This is a genomic window from Stenotrophomonas sp. PUT21 (assembly GCF_052232875.1).
Lineage (GTDB): Bacteria > Pseudomonadota > Gammaproteobacteria > Xanthomonadales > Xanthomonadaceae > Stenotrophomonas > Stenotrophomonas maltophilia_N.
Map to the genome: position 1 here is coordinate 1334406 of NZ_CP197645.1, position 12747 is coordinate 1347152.

Annotated in this window: 12 protein-coding genes; 6 read left to right on the top strand and 6 right to left on the bottom strand. The window is 68.1% G+C overall.

Going from position 1 to position 12747, the window contains the following annotated elements; genetic code table 11:
* Nucleotides 1–107 precede the first annotated feature (107 nt).
* The 3 genes from ACTT2I_RS06450 to ACTT2I_RS06460 form a co-directional block, all read right to left on the bottom strand.
* Nucleotides 108–2177 carry a GGDEF/EAL domain-containing response regulator gene (locus tag ACTT2I_RS06450; protein WP_421099520.1) on the bottom strand — a complete coding sequence of 690 codons (2070 nt, stop codon included), beginning with the start codon at nucleotides 2175–2177 and terminating at the stop codon, nucleotides 108–110.
* 92 nt (nucleotides 2178–2269) lie between these two features.
* Complete coding sequence (locus ACTT2I_RS06455; RefSeq protein ID WP_421099519.1) at nucleotides 2270–3454, bottom strand: NAD(P)/FAD-dependent oxidoreductase; 1185 nt, start codon at nucleotides 3452–3454, stop codon at nucleotides 2270–2272.
* Nucleotides 3451–4002: a YaeQ family protein gene (locus ACTT2I_RS06460; protein WP_088433134.1), complete on the bottom strand. Its 552-nt coding sequence runs from the start codon at nucleotides 4000–4002 to the stop codon at nucleotides 3451–3453. The genes ACTT2I_RS06455 and ACTT2I_RS06460 overlap by 4 nt, the downstream gene beginning before the upstream one ends.
* A 41-nt stretch (nucleotides 4003–4043) precedes the next feature.
* On the opposite strand from ACTT2I_RS06460, the gene ACTT2I_RS06465 reads away from it, so the two are divergent.
* The gene (locus tag ACTT2I_RS06465) at nucleotides 4044–4928 is read left to right on the top strand and encodes a pseudouridine synthase (protein WP_421099518.1); all 885 of its coding nucleotides are present in this window, start codon (nucleotides 4044–4046) and stop codon (nucleotides 4926–4928) included.
* Between the two features lie 55 nt (nucleotides 4929–4983).
* Here the strand turns inward: ACTT2I_RS06465 and ACTT2I_RS06470 are convergent, their stop codons facing one another.
* Nucleotides 4984–5460, bottom strand: coding sequence for a YaiI/YqxD family protein (locus ACTT2I_RS06470; RefSeq protein ID WP_421099517.1), 477 nt, complete (start codon nucleotides 5458–5460; stop codon nucleotides 4984–4986).
* 301 nt (nucleotides 5461–5761) lie between these two features.
* Between ACTT2I_RS06470 and ACTT2I_RS06475 the strand changes: the two genes are divergently transcribed.
* The 4 genes from ACTT2I_RS06475 to ACTT2I_RS06490 all read left to right on the top strand — a co-directional run bounded on the left by ACTT2I_RS06475 (nucleotide 5762) and on the right by ACTT2I_RS06490 (nucleotide 9074).
* The gene (locus ACTT2I_RS06475; protein ID WP_017356920.1) at nucleotides 5762–5971 is read left to right on the top strand and encodes a cold-shock protein; all 210 of its coding nucleotides are present in this window, start codon (nucleotides 5762–5764) and stop codon (nucleotides 5969–5971) included.
* A gap of 161 nt (nucleotides 5972–6132) precedes the next feature.
* Entirely contained in the window at nucleotides 6133–6825 is a 693-nt protein-coding gene (locus tag ACTT2I_RS06480; protein ID WP_088433131.1) for a glutathione S-transferase family protein, read from the top strand.
* 37 nt (nucleotides 6826–6862) lie between these two features.
* Nucleotides 6863–8428: a protein adenylyltransferase SelO gene (locus ACTT2I_RS06485; RefSeq protein WP_421099516.1), complete on the top strand. Its 1566-nt coding sequence runs from the start codon at nucleotides 6863–6865 to the stop codon at nucleotides 8426–8428.
* A 109-nt stretch (nucleotides 8429–8537) separates the two neighbouring features.
* The gene (locus ACTT2I_RS06490) at nucleotides 8538–9074 is read left to right on the top strand and encodes an adenine phosphoribosyltransferase (RefSeq protein WP_293982064.1); all 537 of its coding nucleotides are present in this window, start codon (nucleotides 8538–8540) and stop codon (nucleotides 9072–9074) included.
* 156 nt (nucleotides 9075–9230) lie between these two features.
* On the opposite strand, the gene dbpA is transcribed toward ACTT2I_RS06490, so the two are convergent.
* Both dbpA and ACTT2I_RS06500 read right to left on the bottom strand, forming a co-directional pair.
* Nucleotides 9231–10613 carry an ATP-dependent RNA helicase DbpA gene (dbpA, locus tag ACTT2I_RS06495; protein ID WP_019183114.1) on the bottom strand — a complete coding sequence of 461 codons (1383 nt, stop codon included), beginning with the start codon at nucleotides 10611–10613 and terminating at the stop codon, nucleotides 9231–9233.
* Nucleotides 10614–10646: 33 nt separating this feature from the next.
* Nucleotides 10647–11723 carry a YeiH family protein gene (locus ACTT2I_RS06500; protein WP_421099515.1) on the bottom strand — a complete coding sequence of 359 codons (1077 nt, stop codon included), beginning with the start codon at nucleotides 11721–11723 and terminating at the stop codon, nucleotides 10647–10649.
* A gap of 104 nt (nucleotides 11724–11827) precedes the next feature.
* Here ACTT2I_RS06500 and ACTT2I_RS06505 point away from each other — a divergent pair, with 104 nt between their 5' ends.
* The gene (locus ACTT2I_RS06505) at nucleotides 11828–12724 is read left to right on the top strand and encodes a LysR family transcriptional regulator (RefSeq protein WP_421099514.1); all 897 of its coding nucleotides are present in this window, start codon (nucleotides 11828–11830) and stop codon (nucleotides 12722–12724) included.
* Nucleotides 12725–12747: the final 23 nt, after the last annotated feature.

Genomic DNA, 12747 nt, shown 5'->3' on the forward strand with positions numbered 1-12747 from the left:
CGGTGACCCCATCGATGCACGTGCGGTGCACCCAATGATGCACGCGCGCTGCGCCCATTGATGCGCGGAAGAGGGTAGGTCACGACCGTTGGTCGTGACGCTCCCAATCAGCTGAAATCGAAATCCATCACCGGGCCGGCAGGGCCGACGAACTCGCCCTGCACGTAATCCACGCCGGCACTGAAGAGCAGGCTCATCGAATTGGCGTCGGCGACGAACTCGGCGATGGTCTGGATGTTGGCCGCCTGCGCACGCGCGGTGATCTCGCTGATTTTCTCGCTGTGCTCGCGGGTGCGGGCGAAATCGGATGTGAAGTCGCGGTCCAGCTTGAGGAACTGCGGCTGGAAGTGCGCCAGTAGCTGGAACGAGTCCAGCCCCGATCCGAACTGTTCCAGGCCGATCCGGCAGCCCAGCGGGGCGACCGCGGCGAGGAACTGCTGCGCGTTGCGCAGGTGAGTGAACACTTTGGCCTCTGGTGCATGCAGCCACAGCTGTTCGCCGGGCACGCCCTGGGCCTGCAGCTCGCGGCGCAGGGTGGCGATCATCTGCGGGTCGTTGAACGACTCCGGGGTGATCTTGACCATCAGGTGGGTGAGATGACCCTCGCGCTTGCGCGCGGCGAGCATGCTGATCGCGTGCGTCACGACCCAGCGGTTGATGTCGGCCAGCAGGCCGTGCTCCTCGGCAATGCCCAGGAAGGCGGTCGGGCTGAGCAGCTCGCCGTTGTGATCCAGGCGCAGGTAGGCCTCGTACAACTCCAGCGCTTCGCCCTGCAGGTTGAGCACCGGCTGGTAGTGCAGCTGGAAGCCATCGCCGTCCAATGCCTGGCGGATGCGGGCTACCCAGTGCTGGATGCGCTCTTCTTCCACGCGGTCGACCGCGGCCGGATCGAACACGCGCGTGGTGTTGCCCAGCTCCAGTGCGGCCTGGGTGCATTCGGTGGCGCGGGCCAGCACCTGGCCGATACTCGCGATCTTCTCGCCGACCTGCACACCGCCCACGCTGACCGTGACCGTGGCCGAACGCTCGCCGATGCTGAACACCTGCGAGGCGAAGGCCTCGCGGATCTGGTCGGCCAGGGCGATGGTCTGCGCGTAGGGCGCCTCGGTCAGCACGGCAAAGCTGTGCTCGCCGAAGCGGGCGACATGGGCCTGATCGCCGACCGATTGGGCCAGCACGCGGGCCAGGGCGCCGATCAGCGCGTCGGCCGAATCCAGGCCGATCTCCGGCAGCAGGCGCGCGTAGTGGTCCGGTTCGATCAGCAGCAGGCCGAAGCGGCCCTCGCTGCGGCCGGCCTGGGCGACGGCATGTTCGACATGCAGCATGAAGGTCGGGCGGTTGAGCAGGCCGGTGACCTGGTCGCGCTGGCGCAGGTCCTCGACCTCGCGTGCCAGTTCCGGATCGAACTCCATGCGCCGGCGGAACACCACCTGCAGGCAGGATTCGCCTTCGTAGCTGGCCTGGGTGAACTCCATCGTGGCCGGGAACACCGCACCGTCCTGGTTGCGTGCGTCCACCTGGTACTGCGGCGGCGGCGCATCGCCCTTGCTCATGGATTTGAGCAGCTGCTTGAAGCCGTCCACATGCTGTGGCGCGACCATGTCCAGCAGCGAGATGCCTTCCACGTCGTCGAAGGTCTCGTAGCCGAACATCTCTAGGTAGGCCTCGTTGGCCCGGATGTGCATGCCTTCGTGGACGTAGGCGATCGGGTCGCGCGAGGAGGAGATCAGCGCGTCGCAGCGGCGCTCGGTCTCGCGCATCTGGGCCTCGATCCGGCGCAGCCCGCGGCGCGCATGCAGATCGGTCCATTCATTGCGCACCACTGCCAGCAGGTGCTCGGGGCGGTGGCGCAGGGCGATGGCGCGGATGCCGTTGGCACCGGCTTCCACCCATTCGTTCTCGTTGATCGATTCGGCCAGCAGGATCATCGGAATGTCCTTGCCGCTGGCCGCGATCTGCTGGGTCACCTGCAGCAGCGGGATGCTCTGCGCGGCGGCGGCCAGCACCAGGTCGATCGGCTGGGTGGCCAGTGCCTGGGCCAGTTCCTCGCTGTGCTGCGGGCGCGTCGGGCGCACCGCGATGCCGCTGTTGCGCAGCGTGCTGACGATGGTCTCGGCGTTCTCGCCGCTGTCGTCCACGATCAGCAGGCGGACCGTCATGTCATTCGCGTTCTGCATTCACTACTCCCCGGACTGCAAACTTGATACACGATGCGTGTGACTACGTCCATGCGGCAAACGGTAGCCGATCACGGAACGCCGGTTCCGGCTCAGGCCACGCTGCCCGCGGCATGGCCACAGGCCCAGGCCCACTGGAAGTTGTAGCCCCCCAGCCAGCCGGTCACGTCCAGCACCTCCCCAATGAAGTGCAGGCCGGGAACCAATTGCGATTCAAATGTACTGGAGGACACCCTGCGGGTGTCGACCCCGCCCAGCGTCACCTCGGCGGTACGGTAGCCCTCGGTGCCACTGGCCACCAGGGGGAAATTCTGCAGCAGCTCGGCCGCCTCGCGCAGCTGCGGCTCGTCGATCTGGCGTACCAGCCGGTCCGGCAGCCAGTGCTCGCACAGGCGCAGCGCCAGCCGGCGCGGCAGCACCTCCGAGAGCACCGTGCGCAGCTCAGCCGCGCCGCGCTCGGCCTTCATCCGGCGCAGCCAGTCCAGCGCGTCCTGGCCGGGCAGCAGGTCCAGCCGCAACTCGTCGCCCGGCTGCCAGTAGGAGGAGATCTGCAGGATCGCCGGCCCGCTGATGCCGCGGTGGGTGATCAGCATGGAATTGCGGAACTCGACGCCGTTGCAGCGCGCCTCGATCGGCAGGGCCACGCCGCTGAGCTCGTTGAAGCGCTCCTGGTGCTTGCCACTCAAGGTCAGCGGCACCAGCCCGGCGCGGGTCGGCAGCACCTCGTGGCCGAACTGGCGGGCCAGCTCATAGCCGAAGCCGGTCGCGCCCATGCTCGGGATCGACAAGCCACCGGTGGCCACCACCAGCGAGGCCCCATGGAAGTGACCCTGTGTGGTGTGCACATGGAAGCCGTCCGCGCCGCGCTCGACCTTCTGCACCCCGCAGTCGGTGCGGATCTGCACCCCGGCGGCCTGGCACTCGTCCACCAGCATCTTCACGATCTGCTTGGAGGAGATATCGCAGAACAGCTGGCCCAGTTCTTTTTCGTGATACGCGATGCCGTGCCGCTCCACCATCTCGATGAAGTGCCAGGGCGTGTAGCGGGCCAGTGCGGATTTGCAGAAGTGCGGATTGGCCGACAGGAAGTTGGCCGCCGTGGTGCCGGTGTTGGTGAAGTTGCAGCGCCCGCCGCCGGACATCAGGATCTTCTTGCCGACCTTGTTGGCGTGATCGATCACCTGCACCATGCGCCCGCGCTTGCCCGCGGTCATCGCGCACATCAGCCCGGCCGCGCCGGCCCCGATGACCAGCACATCACAGCGGATCACACTCACGCCTGCGGCTTCTGCTTGCGCCAGGTGGGGATGACGCTGAGCTGCGCCTTGTCCGACGTCAACTGCACTTCGCCGTCCTGGATCTGCACGTCCCACTGCATCGTGCGTTCGATCTGCGCGCCCCATTCGGTGACGAACTCGCCCGGCAGGTCCATCACCTCCAGCGTGGAGAGCTTCTTCAACGCGGAGGCATTGCGGTCCCACCAGATGTCGGCAGCGCGGCCGCCGTAGGTGACCAGCTGCACCGCACGCGCGCGGCCGGCGGCCTTGCGCAGGCGCGACTCGTCGGGCTGGCCCAGTTCGATCCACAGCTCGATATCGCCGGTGTAATCGCGGCGCCACAGGTCCGGCTCGTCGTCCACGCTCAGGCCGCGGCCAAATTCCAACCGGTCATCGGCGTTCAGCGCGAAGGTGAGCAGGCGCACCATCAGGCGGTCGTCGGTCTCGGACGGGTGCTGGGCCAGGGTCAGCGTATGGCTGGCGTAATAGCCGCGGTCCATGTCGCTGATCTGAAGTTCGGCCTTGCGGATGGTGGCGGTGAGGGCCATGGGGATACCTGAAACAAAGAGCGCCATGATAATGGTTCGTCATGAGCCCGTCCGATCCGATCCTCGCTGCCCCCGCACCCAGCCGCCTGCAGTTGCCGCCCGGCGCCTGGCCGAGCCTGCTGGACGGGCTGTGTGCGCGCTTCCCGCGTATCGACCGCGCGCAGTGGGTGGACCGCTTCGCCCGTGGGCGGGTGCAGGATGCGCAGGGCAGGGCGCTCGCGCCGGATCATCCCTGGCAGGTCGGGCTGGAAATCGTCTACTTCCGTGAAGTCGCCGAGGAGCAGGTGATTCCCTTCGCCGAGGCCATCGTGCATCAGGACGCGCACCTGCTGGTGGCCGACAAGCCGCACTTCCTGCCGGTCACGCCGGCGGGCGGCTATGTGCGCGAGACGCTGCTGGCCCGGCTGGTGGCGCGCACCGGCAACCGGGATCTGGTGCCGCTGCACCGCCTGGACCGGCTCACCGCCGGGCTGGTGCTGTTCTCGACCCGGCCCGATACCCGCGACGCCTACCAGCGCCTGTTCCGCGAACGCCGTATCGAGAAGGCTTACGAGGCCTTGGCGCCCGCACTGCCCAGCCTGACGTTCCCGCTGGAGCGCCATACCCGTCTGCTCCCGGGCGAGCCGTTCTTCCGCATGGCCGAGGTGCCCGGTGAGCCCAATGCCCGGACCCGCATCGAGGTGATCGACGGCGCCGGGCCGGTCTGGCGCTACCGGCTGCACCCGGTGAGTGGCCGCAAACACCAGCTGCGCGTGCACATGGCGGGGCTGGGCGCGCCGATCGCAGGCGACGACCTGTACCCGGATCTGCTCCCGGATGCGCCGGCCGATGCGCCGCTGCAACTGCTGGCGAAGGCACTGGCGTTCGATGACCCGCTGACGGGGCAGCGGCGCACGTTTACCAGCAGCCTGTCGCTTCACCGGTAGGGCCGGCCGCTGGCCGGCTTCACCAGGAGCCGATCGTTCACTCCATGTCCGTTGTTCAGCGGGCTGAACGTCGCGCCAGCCAGCGGTCCAGCTGCGCAGCGAAGGCCTGCTTGTCCCGTGCGTGCAGCGGGGGCCGCCCACCGGTCTGAACGCCGGCGCCGCGCAGTTCCTCCATGAAATTGCGCATCGACAGCCGCTCGGCCATGTTGTCGGGCGTGTACAGCTCGCCGCGCGGGTTCAATGCGACGGCCTTCTTGTCCAAGACCAGGGCCGCCAAGGGGATGTCCTGCGTGACGACCAGATCGCCCGGCTGGACCCGTTCCACGATCACGCTGTCGGCCACATCCAGGCCAGGGGGCACCTGGATCGAGCGGATGAAACGGGACGGAGGCGTCCGCAGCCAGTGGTTCGCGACCAGGGTCATCTCGATCCCGGCACGCTCGGCGGCCCGGAACAGGATCTCCTTGATGACGGCGGGACAGGCGTCGGCGTCCACCCAGAGGTGAACTTTAGGGGTCGAGGCATCGGTCATTTGGCTGATCTTAAGGTAGGAAAAATCTGAATAGGGGCTCCGGTTTCGTGTAGGATCGCCCGACCCCTTGTCCTGTCAGGCGGGAGGGGGAGGATGGCTGAATAAACCAGCTATCGCTTTTTCGGTAAAACACGAGTATCGTCACCCACACTGTGTTTGCTAGGGTCACCGTGAATCGTGGCCTGGTGCAGTTGATCTCACGATCTGCTCATCGATCCGCTTTACCAACGCCTGCAACTCAGTCTCGGCTCCGATACGCGGCGGCCGCGATTATTTCAACTATTGTTTCAGGAGTTAGTACATGTCTGATCGTCAGCAGGGCACCGTGAAGTGGTTCAACGACGCCAAGGGCTTCGGCTTCATCACCCCGGAAAGCGGCCCGGACCTCTTCGTGCATTTCCGCGCGATCCAGGGCACCGGCTTCAAGTCGCTGCAGGAAGGCCAGAAGGTGACCTTCGTCGCCGTGCAGGGCCAGAAGGGTATGCAGGCTGACCAGGTGCAGGCGGTCTAATCGACCCCCCGCAACCGTAAGGTCGCCTAGAACGCCGGAAGCGAAAGCTTCCGGCGTTTTTTATTGGGCGGCATTCCGCCATCGTCGACGCGGAGCACGTTGAAGACGTCATCGTTCCCACCGCCCGGTTACGATGCCGCTTTGACCCTGCGGAACCCTCGATGATCAAGGTGCACCATCTGGACCACTCGCGCTCGCTGCGCGTGCTGTGGATGCTCGAAGAGCTGGGCCTGCCGTACCAGGTCGTCAACTACCAGCGTGATCCCAAGACCTGGCTGGCGCCGCAGGCGCTGCGCGACGTCCATCCGCTGGGCAAGTCGCCGGTGCTGCAGGACGACACGCTGGTTCTGGCCGAATCCGGCGCGATCCTGGAGTACCTGGCCGACCGCTACGACAGTGGCCGCCAGCTCTCGCCCGAGCCGATGCCGGCGCAGGCCCCCGAGCGCGTGCGCTACCGGTACTGGATGCATTACGCCGAAGGCTCGGCGATGCCGCCGCTGGTGATGACGCTGGTGTTCTCGCGGCTGCGCAAAGCACCGATGCCCTTCTTCGCTAAGCCGATCGCGCGCTCCATCGCCGACAAGGCGCTGAAGGGTTTCGTGGGGCCGCAGGTGAAACTGCACATGGACTGGATGGAGCGCGAACTCGGCCAGTCGCCGTGGTTTGCCGGTGAGCGCTTTACCGCAGCGGACATCCAGATGAGTTTCCCGATCCAGGCCGCCGCTGCGCGCGGTGGTGACATGGCCGCGTACCCACGGCTGCAGGCGTACCTGGCGCGGATCGAGCAGCGCCCGGCCTACCAGCGTGCGGTGGAGCGTGGCGGTTCGTTGAACCTCGGCGGCGGTTCGCGCTGAACTTGCGGGACAGCCGGTCTGCCCCCATTTCATGCCTATGAGTACCCAGCCCCTGCGTTTCGACAACCGCTTCATCCGTGACCTGCCCGGCGACCCGGAAACCGGCCCGCGCGTGCGCGAGGTGCGGGAGGCCGCGTGGTCGTCGGTGATGCCGACCCCGGTCGCCGCACCACAGCTGCTGGCGTACTCACCGGAGGTGGCCACGCTGCTGGGCATGGGGGAGGACCTGATCCAGAGCGAGGACTTCGCACGGGTGTTCGGCGGCAACGCGCTGTATGCCGGCATGGCGCCGTGGGCAGCCAACTACGGCGGCCACCAGTTCGGCCATTGGGCGGGGCAGCTCGGCGATGGTCGTGCGATCTCGCTGGGCGAGCTGCTCACCCCGCAAGGGGCGCACTGGGAGCTGCAGTTGAAGGGCGCCGGGCGCACGCCTTACTCGCGCGGTGCCGATGGGCGAGCGGTGCTGCGCTCGTCGATCCGCGAGTTCCTGTGCAGCGAAGCAATGCATCACCTCGGCGTGCCGACCACACGTGCGTTGAGCCTGGTCGGCACCGGCGATGCCGTGGTGCGCGACATGTTCTACGACGGTCACCCTGAAGCCGAACCCGGCGCGATCGTGTGCCGCGTCGCGCCGTCGTTCATCCGTTTCGGCACCTTCGAACTGCCGGCCTCGCGTGGCGACACCGCGTTGCTGCGGCAGTTGGCCGATGTCTGCATCGCGCGCGATTTTCCTGCGCTGGCAGACGCCGGGCAGGCGCGCCATGCACGCTGGTTCGCCGAGATCTGCGAACGCACCGCAGTGCTTGTCGCGCATTGGATGCGCGTCGGTTTCGTGCATGGCGTGATGAACACCGACAACCTCTCCATTCTCGGGCTCACCATCGATTACGGGCCATATGGCTGGGTCGAGGACTACGATCCGGAGTGGACCCCCAACACCACCGACGCGCAGGGCCGGCGCTATCGTTTCGGCACGCAGCCGCAGGTGGCGTACTGGAATCTCACCCGGCTGGCGCAGGCACTGGCACCGCTGTTCGAGGATGTCACGCCGCTGCATGACGGGCTGGCCCGGTTCCAGCAGGTGCACGCCGAATGCGAGCGCGCCGACATCGCCGCCAAGCTGGGCCTGGATACCTGCCGCGATGACGATGTGGCGCTGATGGCCGCGTGGCTGGAGATCCTGCACGAAGGGGAGATGGACATGACCATCGCCTTCCGTGGCCTGATGAATCTCGATCCCGCCGCGCCGTCGGTGGCGGTGCTGGAAGACGCGTTCTACAGCCCGGCACGCCGGGAAGCGGTGCTGCCGTCATTGCAGGCGTGGCTGCAGCAGTACGCGGCGCGGGTGCGCGCCGATGGGCGCAGCGCACAGGCGCGGCAGCAGCAGATGGGCCGCGCCAACCCGGTGTACGTGCTGCGCAACTGGCTGGCCCAGGAAGCGATCGAGCAGGCGGAGCAGGGCGATCTCAGCGGCGTGCACACGCTGCTGGAGGTGTTGCGACGCCCGTATGAGGTACAGCCCGGGCGGGAGCACTTTGCAACGAAGCGGCCCGAGTGGGCACGGGTGAAGGCCGGCTGCTCGATGCTGTCCTGCAGTTCGTGATCCCCAGTGAGGGCGGGCGGGATGAACCGTTCTGCCGCGCACGCCGGCCTGTGAGGCGCTGCTGCGGGGGGCTCGGTTACCCTATGCCACCCTTTGTGCTGTGCCGATCATGACCGAGTCTTCCGCCACGCCCGCCTGGGCCGGCCGCCTGCGCGACATCGCCGATTTTCCCAAGCCGGGCATCCTGTTCAAGGACATCATGCCGCTGCTCGCTGACGGCCCGGATTTCGCGGCCGCCATCGATGCGATGGTCGCGCCCTGGCGCGATGCCAACCTGCAGGCGGTGATGGGGATCGAGTCGCGCGGCTTCATCCTCGGTGCGGCCATGGCGCGGGTGCTGGGCGTGGGGTTCGTGCCGGTGCGCAAGCCGGGCAAGCTGCCGGGCAAGGTGCTGCGCCAGGAGTACACGTTGGAATATCGGACCGACAGCATTGAAGTGCACGCCGATGCCCTGCCGGCCGGCGCCCGCGTGCTGGTGATCGATGATGTGCTGGCCACGGGCGGCACGCTGCTGGCCGCGTTGTCGCTGGCCCGTCAGCTTCAGGTCGAGGTGGTCGGTGCGGCGGTGCTGGTGGAACTGGCCGGCCTCGGCGGCCGCGAACGCTGGACGAGTGACGTCCCGCTGCTGGCCAACCTGGTGTATTGAGGGAGTGCCGGCCGCGGGCCGGCACCTCAAACGCCCCGACGAAGGCGCAGCCGACCAACGGTCGGCTCTACCCCGTGCGTGAAGCGATCAGCCGACCGACGGTCGGCTCTACCCCATGCGTGAAGCGATCAGCCGACCGACGGTCGGCTCTACCGCTCAGACATCCATTTTGCGGACGCGGAACCGGCGGCCCTTGATCTTGCCGGCCTCCAGCTGGGCGATCGCCCGGCCGGCCTGCTCGCGTGCGATCGCCACATACGAGCGCGTGGCGTAGATATCGATCTTGCCGATGTACTTGGCCGCCAGCCCGGCATCGCCGGTCAGCGCACCCAGGATGTCGCCCGGGCGCAGCTTGTCGGTCTTGCCACCATCGATGCGCAGCGTGGTCATTGCCGCCTGCGGCAGCACCGGCGGGCGGGCGGTGGCCAGCGGCGTCTTCTGCCAGTCCAGCGGCTTGCCCTGTGCGGCTTCCAGTGCGTCGGCGCGGTTGCGCTCACGGTGCGTCACCAGGCTGATCGCGAGCCCCGTCGCACCGGCGCGGCCGGTACGGCCCACGCGATGCTCATAGGTTTCGATATCGGTCGGCAGCTCGTAATTGATCACTGCGGCCAGGTCCTGCACATCCAGGCCGCGCGCGGCCACGTCGCTGGCAACCAGCACGTTGCAGCTGCGGTTGGCAAAGCGCACCAGCACTTCGTCGCGGTCGCGTTGTTCCATCTCGCCGTGCAGCGGCAGCGCGGAGAACCCGAACTGCTGCAGCGAAATGGCGACATCGTCGACATCGCGGCGGGTGTTGCAGAACACCACGGCCGATTCCGGCGTGTACTTCAGCAGCAGGCCGGCCAGCGCCTTCTGCTTCAGTGCCAGCTCGGTCTCGCAGAACAGGTGGCGGATCGCCGGCGCATGGTCGGCGCCTTCCACGGTCACTTCCACCGGGTCGCGCAGCAGCACGCGGGCGATCTCGCGGATCTCATCCGGGAAGGTGGCCGAGAACAGCAGCGTCTGGCGGTCCTTGCTGGTGCGCCCGGCGATCTCGCGGATCGGCTCTTCAAAGCCCATGTCGAGCATGCGGTCGGCTTCGTCCAGCACCAGGGTGGTCACGCCGCCCAGGTGCAGCACGCGCTTGCGGCCCAGTTCCTGGATGCGCCCGGGCGTGCCGACCACGACCTGCGGATCGTGCGCTTCCAGCGAGGCGAGCTGCGGGCCCAGCGGCATGCCGCCGGTCAGCACCAGCAGTTTCAGGTTCGGAATGCCGGTGGCCAGCTTGCGGATCTGCTTGCCGACCTGGTCGGCCAGTTCGCGGGTCGGGCACAGCACCAGCGCCTGGGCGCGGGTCACGGATGGGTCCAGCGCCTGCAGCAGGCCCAGGCCGAAGGCGGCGGTCTTGCCGCTGCCGGTCGGGGCCTGTGCGATGACATCGCGGCGCTCAAGGATGGCCGGCAGGCTCTGGGCCTGCACGGGGGTGAGCGAGGTATAGCCCATGGCATCGATGCCGGGCAGCAGCGCTGGTTTCAGCGGCAGGGAGGAGAATTCAGACATGCGGTAGTGTCGCAGAAGTCCGCCCGGCGTGCCTCAGCCCAGCAGCGCGTGGACGCCCAGGTTGATCCCCAGCCCGCCCGCCAGCAGCCAACCGAACAACAGCAGCGCCAACAGCAGCGGCTTCATCCCGGCCCTGCGCAGCGCTGACACATGGGTGGTCAGACCGAGTGCGGCCATCGCCATCGCCAGCAGCACGGTGTCCAGATCGATCGCCGCGCTGACCACGGCCGCCGGCAACACCTGCAGCGAATTGAGCCCGGCCACGGCCACGAAGCCGAACGCAAACCAGGGCACCACGATCTTCGCGCGTTGGCCGGACGCGGCCGTCGTGCCGCCGCGTGCCAGCAGCATCGACAGCCCGATCAGGAACGGCGCCAGCATCATCACGCGCACCATCTTGGCGATCACGGCCGTGTCGGCGGCCGGCTCGCTCACCGCGCGGCCGGCGGCGACCACCTGGGCGACCTCATGCACGGTGGAGCCGGTGAACACGCCGTAGGCCTGGGCGCTCATCGGGAGCCACCCGTGCGCGAGGTTGAGCTGGTACAGCAGCGGGTACAGGAACATCGCGAGCGTGCCGAACACCACCACGGTGGACACGGCCACGGTCACCTGTTCGGCGCGCCCGCGCACCACCGGCTCGGCCGCCATCACCGCGGCCGCACCGCAGATCGAGCTGCCGGCGCCGATCAGCAGGGCGCTCTCCTTGTCCAGGCCGAACCAGCGCGTGCCAGCCCACCAGGCCAACGCGAAGGTGCTGGCCAGCACCAGCGCATCGATCAGCACCCCGCCGATACCGACCTGGCCGATATCCTGGAAGGTCAGGCGCAGGCCGTACAACACGATGCCCGCCCGCAGCAGCCAGTGCTTGGAAAAGCCCACCCCGGCGCCGGCAGGGGCGGCCAGGCGCGGATAAACCGTGTTGCCCACGGCGATGCCGAGCACGATGGCCAGGGTCAGCGCGCTGATCCCGTGCGTCTGCAGCCATGGCAGCGGCGCCAGTCCCATGGCCGCCGCCGCGACGGCGCCGGTCAGCAGCAGCCCGGGGAGGCGGCCGCGCCAGCGCTGGGCGGTAGTCGGTGAGGGCAGGGCGGCGGCAGAGGTGTTCACGGGTGTCTCCAGTCAGATCACAGCGATAGCCTGCGCGCCGCTGATGAACCTGTAAAATGCATTGTTCATGTCATTTCAACCTGTTCAGTGCGTTAATGAGCGGCATGCACCTCACCCTCCGCCAATGGCAGGTTTTCGTGGCGGTCGCCGACGCCGGCACCACCGCCGCGGCGGGGGCGCAGCTGGCGTTGTCGCAGTCGGCCACCAGCGCGGCGCTCAATGAACTGGAAAGCCAGCTGGCCAGTCCGATGTTCGACCGCATCGGGCGCCGCCTGGTACTCAACCCGCAGGGACGGGCGCTGCTGGACCCCGCCCGCGCGCTGCTGGTCGCCGCCGTCGATCTGGAGCGGCTGGCCGGGGTCGGGCAACCCGCGCCCGGTGCGCAGCCCCTGCTGCTACGGCTCGGGGCCAGCACCACGATCGGCAACTATCTGCTGCCGTCCCGCGTCGCCACGCTGCTGGCCGTCAACCCCCAGGCCCAGGTGGACCTGCGGATCGGCAACAGCGCCGACGTCGTCGCGGCGGTCCAGCGCCTGGAGGTGGATCTGGGCCTGATTGAAGGGCCCTGCCACGAAAGTGGCCTGCAGGTGCTGCCGTGGCAGCACGATGACCTGGTCATCGTCGGCGCACGGGAAACGACGCCCTCACGCATGGACATCGCGGCGCTGGCGCAGGCGCGCTGGCTGCTGCGCGAGCCGGGCTCGGGTACCCGCGAGGCGGTCGAGCAGGCGCTGCTGCCGCACCTGCATCACTTTGCCCGCGCCATGCAGCTGGGCAGCACCGAGGCGATCAAACAGGCCGCGGCGGCCGGGCTGGGCTTGGCCTGCCTGTCGCGGCATGCGGTGGCCGATCTGCTCGCGCTGGGCAGCTTGAGCGTGGTGGAGACGCCGCTGCCGCCGCTGTCGCGCCAGCTGTGGGTGGTACGCCATCCGGGCAAGCGGGTGCCCCCGGCGCTGTTGGCGCTGCTGGAGCTGCCTGCGGGCGCGTTCGGTCAGCAGTAAGCGACGCCGTGCACCGCCAGACC